This is a genomic window from Bradyrhizobium sp. GW821-FHT13H05 (genome assembly GCF_058804065.1).
Genome location: NZ_JBXAPO010000009.1, coordinates 150,193 through 164,658, shown reverse-complemented (window position 1 = coordinate 164,658; position 14,466 = coordinate 150,193). Strand labels below are relative to the sequence as shown.

Annotated in this window: 15 protein-coding genes and 1 pseudogene; 5 read left to right on the top strand and 11 right to left on the bottom strand. The window is 63.5% G+C overall.

The genetic code is table 11. From position 1 onward, the window contains the following. The first annotated feature begins 86 nt into the window (after positions 1-86). Positions 87-2,117 (top strand): methyl-accepting chemotaxis protein, encoded by a 2,031-nt coding sequence (locus AC1RR3_RS25685; protein WP_492825883.1) that lies wholly within the window; start codon positions 87-89, stop codon positions 2,115-2,117. A 49-nt stretch (positions 2,118-2,166) separates the two neighbouring features. Here the strand turns inward: AC1RR3_RS25685 and AC1RR3_RS25680 are convergent, their stop codons facing one another. Further along, complete coding sequence (locus AC1RR3_RS25680) at positions 2,167-3,477, bottom strand: MFS transporter (RefSeq protein WP_492825882.1); 1,311 nt, start codon at positions 3,475-3,477, stop codon at positions 2,167-2,169. 86 nt (positions 3,478-3,563) lie between these two features. Between AC1RR3_RS25680 and AC1RR3_RS25675 the strand changes: the two genes are divergently transcribed. Beyond that, positions 3,564-4,160, top strand: a complete 597-nt coding sequence (locus AC1RR3_RS25675) for a TetR/AcrR family transcriptional regulator (protein ID WP_492825881.1) — start codon at positions 3,564-3,566, stop codon at positions 4,158-4,160. Between the two features lie 27 nt (positions 4,161-4,187). On the opposite strand, the gene AC1RR3_RS25670 is transcribed toward AC1RR3_RS25675, so the two are convergent. From AC1RR3_RS25670 to AC1RR3_RS25650, 5 genes and pseudogenes are all read right to left on the bottom strand, one after another. Then, positions 4,188-4,538, bottom strand: coding sequence for a type II toxin-antitoxin system RelE/ParE family toxin (locus AC1RR3_RS25670; RefSeq protein ID WP_492825880.1), 351 nt, complete (start codon positions 4,536-4,538; stop codon positions 4,188-4,190). Positions 4,539-4,544: 6 nt separating this feature from the next. After that, positions 4,545-4,832, bottom strand: a complete 288-nt coding sequence (locus AC1RR3_RS25665) for a type II toxin-antitoxin system ParD family antitoxin (RefSeq protein WP_492825879.1) — start codon at positions 4,830-4,832, stop codon at positions 4,545-4,547. Between the two features lie 233 nt (positions 4,833-5,065). Further along, a complete protein-coding gene (locus AC1RR3_RS25660) occupies positions 5,066-7,360 on the bottom strand; it encodes an MHYT domain-containing protein (protein ID WP_492825878.1) in 2,295 nt (764 codons plus the stop codon). Positions 7,361-7,710: 350 nt separating this feature from the next. Next, a pseudogene (locus AC1RR3_RS25655) lies at positions 7,711-7,846 on the bottom strand (LLM class flavin-dependent oxidoreductase); the annotation flags it as partial. A gap of 74 nt (positions 7,847-7,920) precedes the next feature. Next, positions 7,921-8,319 carry a helix-turn-helix domain-containing protein gene (locus AC1RR3_RS25650; RefSeq protein WP_492825877.1) on the bottom strand — a complete coding sequence of 133 codons (399 nt, stop codon included), beginning with the start codon at positions 8,317-8,319 and terminating at the stop codon, positions 7,921-7,923. A gap of 177 nt (positions 8,320-8,496) precedes the next feature. Between AC1RR3_RS25650 and AC1RR3_RS25645 the strand changes: the two genes are divergently transcribed. Beyond that, a complete protein-coding gene (locus tag AC1RR3_RS25645) occupies positions 8,497-8,937 on the top strand; it encodes a hypothetical protein (RefSeq protein ID WP_492825876.1) in 441 nt (146 codons plus the stop codon). Positions 8,938-8,964: 27 nt separating this feature from the next. On the opposite strand, the gene AC1RR3_RS25640 is transcribed toward AC1RR3_RS25645, so the two are convergent. From AC1RR3_RS25640 to AC1RR3_RS25630, 3 genes are all read right to left on the bottom strand, one after another. Next, positions 8,965-9,987: an LLM class flavin-dependent oxidoreductase gene (locus tag AC1RR3_RS25640; RefSeq protein WP_492825875.1), complete on the bottom strand. Its 1,023-nt coding sequence runs from the start codon at positions 9,985-9,987 to the stop codon at positions 8,965-8,967. Positions 9,988-10,235: 248 nt separating this feature from the next. Continuing rightward, positions 10,236-10,871, bottom strand: a complete 636-nt coding sequence (locus tag AC1RR3_RS25635) for a hypothetical protein (RefSeq protein ID WP_492825874.1) — start codon at positions 10,869-10,871, stop codon at positions 10,236-10,238. A 124-nt stretch (positions 10,872-10,995) separates the two neighbouring features. Continuing rightward, positions 10,996-11,469 (bottom strand): acyltransferase family protein, encoded by a 474-nt coding sequence (locus AC1RR3_RS25630; RefSeq protein WP_492825873.1) that lies wholly within the window; start codon positions 11,467-11,469, stop codon positions 10,996-10,998. Between the two features lie 394 nt (positions 11,470-11,863). Here AC1RR3_RS25630 and AC1RR3_RS25625 point away from each other — a divergent pair, with 394 nt between their 5' ends. Then, positions 11,864-12,280, top strand: a complete 417-nt coding sequence (locus AC1RR3_RS25625; RefSeq protein WP_492825872.1) for a hypothetical protein — start codon at positions 11,864-11,866, stop codon at positions 12,278-12,280. A gap of 186 nt (positions 12,281-12,466) precedes the next feature. Then, positions 12,467-13,291: a hypothetical protein gene (locus AC1RR3_RS25620; RefSeq protein WP_492825871.1), complete on the top strand. Its 825-nt coding sequence runs from the start codon at positions 12,467-12,469 to the stop codon at positions 13,289-13,291. 186 nt (positions 13,292-13,477) lie between these two features. On the opposite strand, the gene AC1RR3_RS25615 is transcribed toward AC1RR3_RS25620, so the two are convergent. Together AC1RR3_RS25615 and AC1RR3_RS25610 are read right to left on the bottom strand one after the other, a co-directional pair. Beyond that, positions 13,478-14,143, bottom strand: coding sequence for a hypothetical protein (locus AC1RR3_RS25615; protein ID WP_492825870.1), 666 nt, complete (start codon positions 14,141-14,143; stop codon positions 13,478-13,480). Positions 14,144-14,172: 29 nt separating this feature from the next. After that, positions 14,173-14,397 (bottom strand): antitoxin MazE-like protein, encoded by a 225-nt coding sequence (locus AC1RR3_RS25610; protein WP_492825869.1) that lies wholly within the window; start codon positions 14,395-14,397, stop codon positions 14,173-14,175. Between the last annotated feature and the right edge of the window lie 69 nt (positions 14,398-14,466).

The following is a 14,466-nucleotide window of genomic DNA, read 5'->3' as shown; positions in this document are numbered from 1 at the left end:
CTTCCTGCCGCCTGATTGCGCCTCGTCGGGGTTTGGTCCGCTCACCCAAACATTTCTGTCATTCAGAATGTGGACAGTCCGCCAACATGCTCAAGCTCAATCGTATCGGTTACAAACTTGGCGCCGTGGGCCTGTTCGGCGTGCTCCTGTCGGGAGCCATGGTCGCCAACCAGATGGTTTCGGAAACGACCATCAATTCAGCCCAGCACCGCGCCAGCGTGCAGCAGGCGATCGCCGATCATACCCTTCAAGGTAACATTGCGTTGCGGGGCATGGAGCTGGCGGTGCGCGATATCAGGCAGTCGAAGAATCCGCCGGAGCTCGAGAAGGGCCTCGGCGATCTCAACGCCGCCTTTACGGCCGTGATCAGGGAACTCGATGTTGCGATCGGCAATGTCGCCAATCCGCCCGACAAGGAGCGGCTGCAGAAAATCAGGTCCCTTGCCGCCGACTACAACAACCAGGCGTCGGACATCGGCAAGGCCCAGCTCAAGATATTCGAGATTACCAAGAGGCGGAACGACCGCTCCGCCGAATGGACCAAGACGTTTGAAGACCTGCTGCTGTCGTCGGCGCTGATCCGCGCGTCAAATCGAACCGACGTCGAAAAGGTGCTGAACGAAGCCGATTCGATGTTCAATTCGGTTCGCTCGGCGACCTGGCAATTGATCGCAACCGGCGACGAGAGCCAGAAGAACGTGATCGACAATCGGACCGGCGGACTGGACGACACGCTGGACAGTGCCAGGAGCATCGTCAGCGACGCGGCACTTCTCGGCACGATCGATTCGCTTGCGACCATCGTGAAGAAATTCTCCGCAGCCACTCACGAGGCGATTCGGGCGGAAGCGGACAAGAAACAGCTCGTCGATGCCAAGGCGTTGCCGGTTGCGAACCAGATCCTCGAGTTGATGCGAGCGGCCGTGGACGTCGCTGAAAAGGGCGCCGGGGCAGCCAAGGCGCAGGCCGCGGCCGAGTTGGGCCAGGCCAACCGTCTGAGTTTCGCCATGACGATCATCATGATGCTGTCGCTCATTGGCTCGGTGATCTTCACTTTTGTCGGCGTTTCAAGGCCGCTGACCCGCCTGAGCGGCGCACTCGGCAAGATGGCGGCCGGCGAGTTGAACATCGAAATTCCCGGCGCGAAGCGCGGCGACGAGGTCGGCGATGTGGCCAAGACGGTCGTCGTGATCCGCGAGAATGCCGAACAGAGGGCGCGGGATGAATCCGACGCCAAGGCGGATCAGGACAAGCGCGCCGTGGGGCAGCGCAAGGCCGACATGATCAAGCTCGCCGATACCTTCGAAACCGCCGTGGGCAAGATCGTCGAAACCGTGTCGTCGGCCGCGACCAGGCTGGAGGCCTCCGCCTCGACGCTGAGCTCGACCGCCGAGCGTGCACAGGGGCTCACCACGATGGTCGCCGCCGCGTCCGGGGAAGCGTCCACGAATGTGCAGTCGGTCGCCGCCGCCACCGAGGAAATGGCGTCATCCGTCACCGAGATCAGCCGCCAGGTGCAGCAATCGGCCCGGATGGCCACCGATGCGGTCGGCCAGGCCCGCATCACCAACGAGCGGGTCAGTGAGCTGTCGAAGGCGGCAGGCCGCATCGGGGACGTCGTCGAGCTGATCAATACGATCGCGGGCCAGACCAACCTGCTGGCGCTGAACGCCACCATCGAGGCGGCACGGGCCGGCGAGGCCGGCCGCGGTTTTGCGGTCGTGGCGTCGGAAGTGAAGGCGCTCGCCGAGCAGACCGCGAAGGCCACCGGCGAGATCGGCCAGCAGATCGCGGGCATTCAGACCGCGACGCAAGAATCGGTCGGAGCGATCCAGGACATCAGCAGAACCATCGAAAAGCTGTCCGAGATCTCATCGACGATCGCTTCCGCGGTGGAGGAGCAGGGCGCGGCGACCCACGAAATCTCCCGCAATGTGCAGCAGGCCTCGCACGGCACCCAGCAGGTCTCCGCCAACATCACCGACGTGCAGCGCGGCGCTTCCGAGACCGGCACCGCCTGTTCGCAGGTGCTGTCCGCGGCGCGGTCGCTGTCCGGCGACAGCAATCGTCTCAAGCTCGAAGTCGGCAAATTCCTGGACTCAGTCAGGGCGGCCTGACGGGCGCAGCCCGAGGTGCCGAGGCACCTCGGATCAGCCGCGTAACCCGTCACGCCGTGGCGAGCGCCGGCTGCACCGGCCGCCGGCCGATCATCAGCGACAGCACGGCTGCGACGATGCCGGTTGCGCCCGCGATCATGAAGGCCTGCAGATAATCCCCCTGCGCCGAGCGCATGAAGCCGGCGAAAAAGGCGGCGCAGGCGGCGCCTAACTGATGGCCGGCGACGACCCAGCCGAAGATCAGCGGCGCGTTCCTGTCGCCGAACGTCTCGTTGGCGATGCGCACGGTCGGCGGCACGGTCGCGATCCAGTCGAGCCCGTAGAACACCGCGAACACCGACAGGCTGACAAAAGAGAAATCCGAGTAGGGCAGATAGATCAACGAGAGCCCGCGCAGGCCGTAATAGAAGAACAAGAGCTTGCGTGGATCGAAACGGTCGGTGAGCCAGCCCGACAGCGTGGTGCCGAACAGGTCGAAGAACCCCATCAATGCGAGCAGGCTTGCGGCCTGCACTTCGAAGATGCCGTGGTCGCCGCAGAACGCGATCAAATGGGTGCCGACGAGGCCGTTGGTGGTGAAGCCGCAGATGAAGAAGGTCGCGAACAGGAACCAGAAGGTCGGCGTCTTCGCCGCGCGCACGAGGTTGCTGATCGCCGCGACGAACGGATTGCCCTGCGCCGGCGGCGCCGGCTGGTCCTCATGCGGGCTGCCATAGGAGCGCAGGCCGATCGAGGCGGGCCGCTCCGGCACCAGCATGTACACCAGCGGAATCAGAGCCGCGCAGCATGCGGCAACCGTCAGCACCACCGGCTTCCAGCCGCCCCATTCGACCAGCGCTGCAAGGCCCGGCATGAAGATGAGCGTGCCGGTGGCGGTGCTCGCGGTCAAAAGTCCCATGACGAGGCCGCGATTGGTGGTGAACCAGCGATTGACGATGGTGGCGCCGAGCACGTTGGCGACCGCACCCGAGCCGATGCCGGAGAGCAGTCCCCAGGTCAGGAACAATTGCCACGGCGCGGTCATGAAATAGCTCGCAGCCGTCGATGCCGACATCAGCGCCAGCGCGCCCAGCACCGTGCGGCGGATGCCGAAGCGCTGCATCACGGCCGCCGCGAACGGGCCCGCGAGGCCATAGAGGAAGATGCCGACCGCGGCCGAGGACGAGATCACGCTGACGTCCCAGCCGAAGGCCTTTTGCAGCGGCAGCATCAGCACGCCCGGCGTCGAGCGCAGGCCGGCCGCGGCGAGCAGCGCCAGGAAGATCACCGCGATGACGACGAAGGCGTAGTTCGGGCCGAACGGCCGCCTGGAGACGGTGATGGATTGAACCGAGGCAGGTTGAACGGAGGAAGGGGGCATGTTACTTACCGGTACGTATTGCGATGCGGCATTAGTACGTACCGGTCAGTAACATTGTCAAGCCCATCTGGAAGGCAGCGAAGCCGATGAAGAAGAAAGTCGAAACGCCAGCGGACCCGCCGCTCCGGGCCGCCGACCGGATTCGTGCCTCGGCCAGCGAGCTGTTCTACCGCGAGGGCATCCGCGCCGTCGGCGTCGACGAGGTCGTGGACCGGGCCGGCGTGACCAAGCCCAGCCTCTATCGCAGCTTCGCCTCCAAGGACGATCTCGCCGCCGCCTATTTGCGCGATTACGATTTGAGCTTCTGGGAGAACTTCGAGCACCCCGGCGGCAAATCCTACGCCGATGCGCGCGACCATGTGCTCGCCTATATCGCCCAGCTGGCGTCGCGCGCCGTGCGCAAGGGCTATCGCGGCTGCGGCCTCAGCAACGCCGCGGTGGAATATCCCTCGCGCGACAATCCGGCGCGCCAGGTCGCCGAAGCCCACAAGAAGGTGTTCCGCAAGCGCCTGCGCGAGCTCGCCGCCGACATCGGCGCACGTCAGCCGAACGTGCTTGGCGACGCACTGCTGCTGCTGATCGAGGGCATCTACGTCACCGGCCAGCAGTCGGAGGACGGCCCGGCGCAGTCGGCGCTCGCGGCGGCGAAGTTGCTGATCGATGCGAGCGTGAAGGCGGGGTGAGGGGCATCGTTCAGCATTGCAGGGAGATTATGCGCCGCTCTCGTCGGTGGGAATGTGGCGCTGAAAGTCCATCCGGTCGTGGAGAATGCGCACGATTTCGATCGTGGTCTCCGGCGCGACGCGGTACATGAGGAAGTGGCTTCCGCGCCGACGGCGTCGTGCAACGTGGAGCGTGCGAAGGCCCGGCGCGATCTCGTCCCGGATTTGGGAGCCTGCAACCTCAGGGCCGTTGGCGAGTTCGCCAATCGCTTGAAGCAGCGTGTCCCGATAGATGCGCGCTTGTCGCGGTCCGAAATTCTCAGTGGTCCATTTCAGAATATTCGCAAAATCGACTTCCGCAGCAGCGCCGAGGCGGACGCGCCATTGTGGCCGGGCCATGCGGCTTTATTCGGCTGTTCCGGAGATGACCTTCTCCGAGAGACCAGTCAAATAGGTTTGCAGGTCTTCGATTGTCCTGAATTCCTTGAACTCGCCCTGCTCCAATGACCCGATGCCGAGGCGCGCCGCGGCGCGCAACGCCTTGAGCTTGCCGGCGTCCTCGGCCTCGCGTTGCTCCACCAGGCGCAGTCCATCCCGTAGCACCTCGCTGGCGTTCTGGTAGCGGCCGGACTCGACGAGGGTTTCGATGAGTTCCTGCTGGCGTTTCGTCAGCACAACGTTTCGCGTGGGCATCGTCGTCCTCGCTGTTCGAGCCTTATGGCATAATATGCCACAGGGGGCCTCTCGCTTCAACCTTGGGATCGAGTGGGCTGCTGCTGCTGATCGATGCAGGAGTGACGGCGGGGTGAGGGTGGACCATCGCGGTCTACGAAAACACGCGCCCGCAGCGCAGCTGGATCGAGCGCGACGAATCCAACGGTCGAACATTCGAATCGTGCCGCGGCGCGCCACTTGTCATTCGTCAGTCACGCGCTCTTCGGCCGAAACGCGACGATGGATCCGGTCGGCTCTTCTTCCTGCATCGCTGCCTCGACGGCCTTCGCGAGCGCAGCCTGGTCGAATGGCTTTGACAGACGCGGCAGGCTGGATCGCGTGTCGCTCGGGAGGTCCGCGTATCCCGTGCTGAGGAGGATGACCGTCTCCGGGCGCTCCGCAGCGATGGCGTTCGCAAGCTGCAATCCGGTCATGCCGGGCATGGCATAGTCGGTCACGACCAGGTCGACGGTGCGCGTGCGGCGGAGCAAAGCCAGCGCCTCATCGCCCGAGCGCGCCTCGAGCACGATGTGCCCAAGATCCTCCAGCATCACGGCCGTATTCTCGAGCACCAGGAGGTCGTCGTCGACGACAAGCACGGCAAGCTGCCGGCTGGCCCGAGGTACGGGTGCGGGAGCTTCCGCGCGCAGCTCCGGCACTGCGGTCTCTTCGGCTATCGGCAGCCAGATGTCTGCTGTCGTACCCTCGCCGGGACGGCTCTTCAAGACGAGCCTGCCGCCGGACTGCTCGGCAAGTCCGTGGACCATTGACAGACCGAGCCCGGTGCCTTTGCCGACGCCCTTGGTCGTAAAGAACGGCTCCTGGGCGTGCTTGAGGGTCTCATCGTCCATGCCGCAGCCCGTGTCGCTCACCGAGAGCGCGACGTAGCCGCTCCTCGGAGGGCCGCCATCGTCCCGCTCCGTGCGTGCCGCGATGGTAATCAGGCCACCATCCGGCATCGCATCACGCGCGTTGACCGCCAGGTTGAGGACCGCCAGTTCGAGCTGGTTCGCATCGACCGTTACCTTCGGCAGGTCCATCGGAAACAACGTCTCGACCCGAATTCCGGCCTCGAATTTCAGCAGTGACGCCATGCCATGCACCAACTCGCGGACATCGACGACCGCCGGCCTGAGATCCTGCTTGCGCGCGAAAGCCAGCATCCGCTGGGTCAGGGAGGCGCCCCGCTGCGCGCCTTGCATCGCATTGTCCACCAGGCGCTGGATCCTCGGATCGCCCGACGGCAGGCGCTTCTTCAAGAGCTCGAGGCTGCCGAGAACGGCCGCGAGCAAATTGTTGAAATCGTGGGCCACGCCGCCGGTGAGCTGGCCGATTGTGTCCATCTTCTGCGACATCGTCAGGGCTTCGCGCGCCCGGTCCAGTGCTTCCTGCGCCCGTCTCTTTTCGCTGACGTCGCGCACGATCTTGGCAAAGCCGGCGATCGCACCGCTTTCGTTCCGGACCGCGACGATGGTTGCCTCCGCCCAGAATCGGCTGCCGTCCTTGCGCACACGCCAGCCTTCGATGGCGGACTTCCCTTCCCGCTCGGCCTCGATGAGCGCGCGTGCGGGCGCCCCGGCCGCACAATCTTCCTCGGTATGAAAGATCGTGTAGCTCGTTCCGACGATGTCGTCGCGATAGCCCATCAGCCGGTGCGCGCCGAGATTCCAGTTGCCCACGCGCCCATCCGGATCGAGCATGAAGATCGCGTGGTCGGCGATACCCTCCACCAGGAGCCGAAAGCGTTCTTCGCTGCGCCTCAGTGCGCTGGCCTCGCGTTGGGCGCGCTCCGCGGACGCCCTGTCGTAGACGGCAGCGGCGATCCCGATGCTCAGGATCACGATGGTGATGCCGGCGAGCAGGAATCCGAGCGGTGCCTGACCGACGCCGAGACGTCCTGCCTGCCCTGCCATGGGGCTCGTCGGCAGGAACATGGCGCCTTCCATCGCGGCGTAGTGCATGCCCGAGATCGCAAGGCCCATCACGAATCCCGCGAACAGCCGCTGGAGCGCGCTGGTGTTGCGGAAGGCGAGCCAGAGCGCCACGACCGAGGCGCTGATCGCGATCACGATCGAGAGCACAACCCACCGGGGATCGTACGCCATGAGGGCCGCCATTCGCATTGCTGCCATGCCGGTATAGTGCATACCGGCGATACCAAGTCCCATCGCGAAGCCCGATGCGAGGAGGGCCTGCGGCCGCCGTCCGACGACGGCAAAGGCGGCAGCCGCGACGGCAATGGGAATGACAAGCGAGAGCAGGGTCAGGAATGGATCGTACGAGATCTCGATTCCGGGCAGGTTGAAGGCCAGCATGCCGACAAAATGCATCGACCAGATGCCACCGCCCATGGCAATCGCCGCGGCTACGAGCCAGGATCGGCGGGCCCTGCCTGACGCTGCCCGCATCCGGGTCGCCAGATCCAGCGCGGTATAGGAGGCGAGTGCCGCGATCAGGATCGATAACGCGACCAGGACGGGATCGTGAAATGCGGTGTGGTGATGCATTTCCAGTGACGCTAGCCGAACTTGCGTTCGCGTTCGCGTATTCGCAAATTGTCCTCCCCCGACGACGCCGACATCATCCTCGGCACCAGGATTGCTCTCGCCAGACGTGACCGCGCCGATGACCGCCGCGGCATCCGCACCCCTTCGTCGGTCGAGAATCAGTTGAGAAGAATACCGGCCGGCAGCCTGCAGCGTAAAGATGGCAGCAAGTCGGCCGGCTCCCGCACAGGGTGCATGGCGGGCGGCCGCCCGTCACGCGTCGGTGGCGCAAGATCGCCGTCGGCGTCGCAGCTGAGCAGGTTGGAACGCGTGATCAGATCATGAAAGGAGGAGCGCGATCCACAGTGCAGTCACCGCCAGCCCAGCGCCGGCGCAACGCGAGTCGAAATAGCCTCGATCGCGTGTGCGTAAATAAGCCATGCCCGGTTGGTTGGGGATCGTCAGCAGCAACGTATCCGCCTCCGCGATCGCCTCGTCCTGCCTCAGCCGGCGGCTGACGGACACGCGCGGGTGACGCAGGCTCTTGATGCCAGAGGCGGCCGATTTTTGCCCGTGAATGGTTATGCCGCGGATCTTCGTCCTCGGGTCTGCGGCGGGGAGATCAGCGCTTCCGCGGGAATTCCCCACTCGCGGTGCAGCCGCCAGGCCATCTTCATCGTGAGGGGACGCTTGCGCGTCAGGACGTCGGAGGCGCGCTGACGCGAGCCGAGCAGGCGGCCGAGATCCGCTTGGGTGTGTTGCCCGGTTTCCACGCGATAGCGAATCGCGTCGACCGCATCGGGCGGATCAATCGGCCAGTGCTTACGCTCATAATCTTCGATGACAAGCGCGAGAAGATCGAAACGATCGCCCTCCGGCGTGCCCGGCTTTGGCTCGCTTTCGAAATAGCGCTCGATCTCTTCGAGTGCGGCATCGTAATCACTCTCGGAGCGAAGCGGACGGATCATTTTCTTGGCCATGAGACGGTCTCAGGATCGATGCGATCGGACTCAGCGTGCCTCGTATCGTCCTCGGGCGAGAGCCTTGTCCTATTCAAGCACATCGAGGAGCACGTTAAGCTTCGTGTCGACCTATTTTATCAGATTTCGGTGTGGTCTACATTTCAGCTCCGATGCCCCGCGCAAGGAGACAGACGCGTGCTCGACCATATTCTCAGATTCATGACGCTCGGATCGATCATCGTTGGCATGGCCGCGATCTATGCGGCGCTCCACACCAACAACCGGCGTCTGGGCGCGGACATCTTTCTTCGCTATTCCGACCGGGTCTCCGACCTGCGCCGCCACCTTCCGGTCGCGGCATTCCTCGAGCGAGGAGCTGCCGGCGACATCGAGATCACGGCGGAAGAGCGGCGGGCCGTGCACGAGATCATCCACGCGATCTTCGAGCTCTACGAGCTGAAGGTGCATGGCTTCTTTCCGCCGGCGATCTGGAAGATCAGGGAGCCCGATATCGAAAGGCTGCTGTCATTGCCAGTGTTTCAGCAGGAACTGGCAAGCCTGGAAGGCCGATATGCCAGACATCCGCGCCTGGTGGCCTGGCTCGAGAAGATCAGGGGGCAGCAAGAGAGGGCTTGACTTGCGCCGGGAGGGGGTGGGCTCGTCTCACCGCCAGCCCAGCGCCGGCGCGACGTGCTTCAAGATCGCCTCGATCGCATGCGCGCAATAGTCCACACCGAGCTGGTTGGGGATCGTCAGCAGCAACGTATCCGCCTCCGCGATCGCCTCGTCCTGCCGCAGCTGCTCGATCAGCGCGCCCGGCTCGGCCGCATAACTCCGCCCGAAGATCGCACGCGTCCGCGGATCGATGAAGCCGATCTGATCCTCGCCTCCGCGTTCACCACCGAAATAAGCGCGGTCGCGATCGTCCATCAGTGCGAAGATGCTGCGGCTGACCGACACGCGGGGCTCGCGGGTGTGGCCGGCCTCCTTCCACGCGGCGCGAAAGCTGCGGATCTGCGCGGCCTGCTGCACGTGAAAGGCCTCGCCGGTCTCGTCGTTCTTCAGCGTCGAGCTCTGCAAGTTCATGCCGTGCATCGCCGCCCAGACCGCGGTCGCGTTCGAGCCGGCACCCCACCAGATCCTGTCGCGCAGGCCTTCGGAATGAGGCTCCAGGCGCAGCATTCCCGGCGGATTCGGAAACATCGGCTGCGGATTGGGTTTCGCAAAACCCTCGCCGCGCAGGATGTCGAGAAACACCTCCGCATGGCGCCGGCCCATGTCGGCATCGCTCTGGCCCTCGGCCGGCTGGTAGCCAAAATAGCGCCAGCCGTCGATCACCTGCTCCGGCGAGCCGCGGCTGATGCCGAGCTGAAGCCGCCCGCCGGCGATGAGATCGGCGGAGCCGGCGTCCTCCGCCATGTAGAGCGGATTCTCGTAGCGCATGTCGATCACGGCCGTGCCGATCTCGATTGTGCTGGTCCTGGCGCCGACGGCCGCCAGCAGCGGGAAGGGCGAGGCAAGCTGCCGCGCGAAGTGATGCACGCGGAAATAGGCGCCGTCCGCGCCGAGCTGTTCCGCTGCAACCGCAAGCTCGATCGATTGCAGCAGCGTGTCGCTCGCCGAGCGGGTCTGCGATTGCGGCGAGGGCGTCCAATGTCCGAAGGACAGGAATCCGATTTTTTTCATGGGGGCAGTCTATGGATGGTGGGGAGGGTTTAGTCTTCTGACATTTGGGCGAGCTGGAAGATTTGGCTACAATTGGCCATCGTGCAGGCACGGAACAGCCTGCGTGCAGAGCGCTTTCTGAAGCTTGAGGGCATCGATACCGAGTCGCGGTGGGGCTCGCCATCTCAGCCGCCCGATGATGCCATCCTGATGGCGCAATTACAAAGGTGTTGCGGTTGGCCCTCAATCACCAGTCCGCTCAACTGACATCAGGGGGAGCCGATACCGGCGGTCGCTCCGGCGGCGCGAACCAAGTCCTGGTCTGGCGCTTCATCAGGCGTGCGGGCGCTCGGTCGCGCTCGCTGAGCGTATGTTTTCGCAAGCTTCATCGTGGGGGCTTCGACGGCCAGATGAAGGCCCCATGCGACGAGCGTGCTGGCGGCGAACGCGACGGCAATATCAAGCGCGATCGGAAGGGGCGTCGCATGTAGAAGCGAAGGGACGAAGTACCTCGTGGCAAGATGCACCACGTAGAGCGGATAGCTGATCTTCGCGTAGAAGTCCGCCAGCCAGAACCGAGATCCGAACCGCTCGTAAAATCGCATGGCGAGCACAAAGATCGCGATGGCGGCTGTGAAGCTCCAGATGCGACCGAGCGGCTGGATCGAGATGCCCCGCTGATCGGCGACGATCCATGTCGGGGCGAACAGGGCGAGGATGACGCCGGTGCGCAGACAAACGGAGATGCGTGAGCATACACCGTTCCAGTACTCGAAAAAGACCGCTCCGCCGATGATGAAACCGACGAATTTGGCATCGGATAAGGAGCGTCCGGGCCGCAACGCCAGCAGAAGACGGCAGCACGAGAGAAGCGAGCAGCGTGAATGCCAAAATACCGGTGCCAAGCTTGGCGGCGGCCAGTCGCGCTCCGACCTAGCGTATCGAGATGGCGACGAACACGACGAGGTAGAATTTGATCTCCACCTCGAGCGTCCAGATGATGGGGGCGATATAGGCCGCATTGAACATCTATCGAATGCCCGAGAACCTGTGCGCGATCATTCGACCGATGGGATATGGAAAGCCTCTGCCGTAGATCCAGCCTGCGAGTGCATGGGCCGAAAGAACGATCAAGAAGCCGACCGCGTAGGTCGGATAGATACGCAGCGCGCGGTTCAGCAAGAACTGCTCTGGCCGATAGCTCTGCACGGAATTGGCGATGACGAACTCGCTGAGCAGAAAGAACAGGGCGACGCCGAATGAACCCCAGTCGATGGTGGGAACGTAAGACGGCTGCAACTGAGGGGGAAATTGGTACAGGAAGAGCAGCCAGGAGTTCTTGACGGGGGTGACGTCCGGTAAGTTTCCCCAGATTCTCGGGGGGCAGTAGCCGAAGATCCAGAACATCGCGTAGTGGTACATCACGACGGAGACCGCGGCGACGCCTCTGAGCGTGTTGGCAAATTGAATTCGGCTATTCGGGAAGATCGTGCGGGGCTCCATGGCCGCGCGCACTACGGGAGGCCTGCTTAGCCGTCTCCCGCGTTTTTCCGTGGGTAAGTGGGTTGACAGCCCCGCGGTTGGCGCCACCGGCCTGTCTTGCCTGCCATGATGGTCGCAACCGGAGCCAGTATGCCGAATTCCTCTACACCGGGGCCGAGACCAGCTTCTCGCCAGGCTTTTCGGCGCAGGATGCCACGCACGTCCATGTCGGCTATTTCGACGGCAATGGGCTGCTGGTCAACCTGACGTTCGGCCTGCACTTCTCGGCCTCGCTCGATGCTTCCGCCGCGGTGACGGTTACTCGCTCGCGTTTCCGGCGGCTTCGGCCGGCGCGCCGGTCACCATCGCGATCGAGCGCCAGACGCCGGCGATCCAGGGCGTCGATTTTGAGAATTTGGCGCGCTTCGATCCGTCTGTGCACGAGCGCATTGCCGATGCGATGCGTGCGGCCGAGCTGCGCAACCGGCAAAACCGCACTGTGACGTCGTTTTCGGCGTCGGACACGGTGGTTGATTTTCGGCTGCACAAGGTGCGTGCGGCGGAGCCGGTCGACGAGAGTGATCTTGCCACCAAATTCTATGCCGACACGGTGTGTTGCGGTTGGCCCTCAATCACCAGTCCGCTAAATCAGACCACCGGTTTCGGTCATGATCTGCGCGAGAAAGTGACATGCCCGCAGCGAGGTCGTGACCTTGGCCTTCGCAACGGCCTGCGGCCACCCGCGTACGATGGCATTGACGAGGTCGTTGCGCGCGCCAGGTCCGGCAATCGCCTTGATCTGGGCAACCGTGATGACTGCCATATTGCTTAACTCCTGATCAGGCGCGCTGCGGCGCGCGAAATGCCATGCAGGTCGGGCATGCGGGGAACACTCCGGATTGTGGTCAGGAAGCTGTGCAGAGCAGATGTCGGCAACGTCAGGCCGCCCTGCGGAAAGTTGCCAGCCGGGGCTGCGATGCGTTAAGAAACATTCAGAAATAAATAGGTGAGCACCCAGATGGCCGAATTATTCGGAAAGTCGGACGCCGCTAGATTGAGGTCTCATTCGCGGATGATCGACGGCCCCTCCGGCCCCGCCAAGGTCATCCGGTTGGCTGACATTCGTGACGCGATCAAGAATCTAGCGCTAGTTCGGCGCGCGCGGACCGGACTGCGGATGCTTCGCAGCAAGGGGCAGTCCGACGAAACGACGATCATCGAGCACTTGGCTATCGATTGCCCCAAGACGTTTATCGAATTCGGCTTTCACCCCGCCGAGTTCAATTGCGCCACTCTCGCCCGGAGAAGCGACTGGAAGGGCCTACTAGTCGACGGCGACGCCGGTCAGGTTGCTGATGCCAAATTCTTCCTTCCCTCCCGGGTCGCCGCTGTTCAGAGGTTCTTGAACCTGGACAACATCGATTTTCTCAAGAGCGCGTTTCCCGCGCTTGGAGTCCTCTCGATCGATGTTGATGGCAACGATTATTGGTTCCTGGAGCGGCTGATCGAAACCAAGCCGGCGGTTATTTGCGTCGAGTACAATTCGACCTTCGGGACAGCTCCGATCGCCGTGCCGTACGATCCAGCTTTCGACAGGCATCTCAAGCACCCTCGCGGATGGTATCACGGCGCGTCGCTGACAGCCTTGGCAACGCTTTGCGGCAGACACGGTTACGGCCTGGCCGCAGTCTCGGAAGCAGGAGCGAATGCGTTTTTCACGGCAAGCGGGCGACTGGATCCGGTCGCTGCCTGGCGGCCGAATGCATTCCGGGAGTCCTATTCGGGAGTCGCACACGACCTGCAGTGGAAGGCTGTCAAAAATTTGCCGTTCGTATCCGTCTGAATGTTACATCCTAAGGGTCAGCGAGACGCCGTGCTTGCTCCCGCCCGTGAATGGTGGTGGTTCCGTCGCCGGCTTCGCAGACTGAGACGAAGTGATATCCGAGCTGCGGCGCGTACATGCTCGGAACCGCGAGCCCTTGAAATTTGCGCTGCCGATCCGGTGATGCTGCCAGCATCAGCATGCTTGTCAAAGGCATTGGTGGCATCCATCTTCATTCCGAACTGTGCAAACGAACAGCCTCCAGCCGCCAGATTGAAGCCCTGCGTCACAAGCGCCGGGATGAAGTCCTCTGCCAGTCCCGCGACGAATTGGATGCGCGCTGCGGAGCCGCCGTTCTATGCGCGCACGGTTGCCGATGAATAGGACCAGGATGCCGAGTTTTCGCTCGATGTGGTCGCGACAACCGTGCGGTTGTAGGCGTTCCAGACCGCGAGGTTCGCCGCTTGCCCGGATGCGCCGAGCACCAAGTTGAGTCGGCTGCTGGTGTCGCTGCGCGTCGTGCCAACATAGGTGCCACGCTGCGCTGCCGGCCCGTTGGTGATGGCGGCGTTGTCGAGCCAGATCCCGTTGACCTTGACAAGCGCCGTCCCGGCCGAGCGTGTCGTTGGTCCAATCCGGACCTTGCGGTATCCGCAAGGTGCCGGCGTCGTTCCAGAAGAGCCAGTCGTTGATCTTGCGGGCGCCGATCACCGCGGGATTCTTGGTCGTGTCCGTTGTTGCAACGGACATCTCCGCAAATTCCGTCATCGTGAACTTGGTGCCGTCATAGAGCGGCGCCTGGTTGCCTGTCGCGAGCGCGTAGTACAGCGTGGTCTTGCCAGATTGAGATGTCGGCCGGACGAGGCTTGCCATTGTCTCCTCCCGCTGCAACGGTGACCAGATCACCGCGGCGCATCGGCGTCAAACTCGGAGACCGATTCGATCCAATTGATCGCGTCGCTCTCGCGCCTCACGTCGAGGCCGGCGACCTGCCTCGCCACCCGTCTCCGCACCGCCCGCGAGCGGGGATCGGCAACGATGAGACGCAGCTCACGCAGCCCCGCGATCGCCGCCGCTGCCGCATCAGCTTCATCCTTTCGGCTGCTGGTGCCATGAGCTTTCTCCATCCGTAACGCGCGACAGTGCAACGCGTTTCGGTCTGGAAAGAATGCGTTGAGGTGGGCTTCCTGAAATGT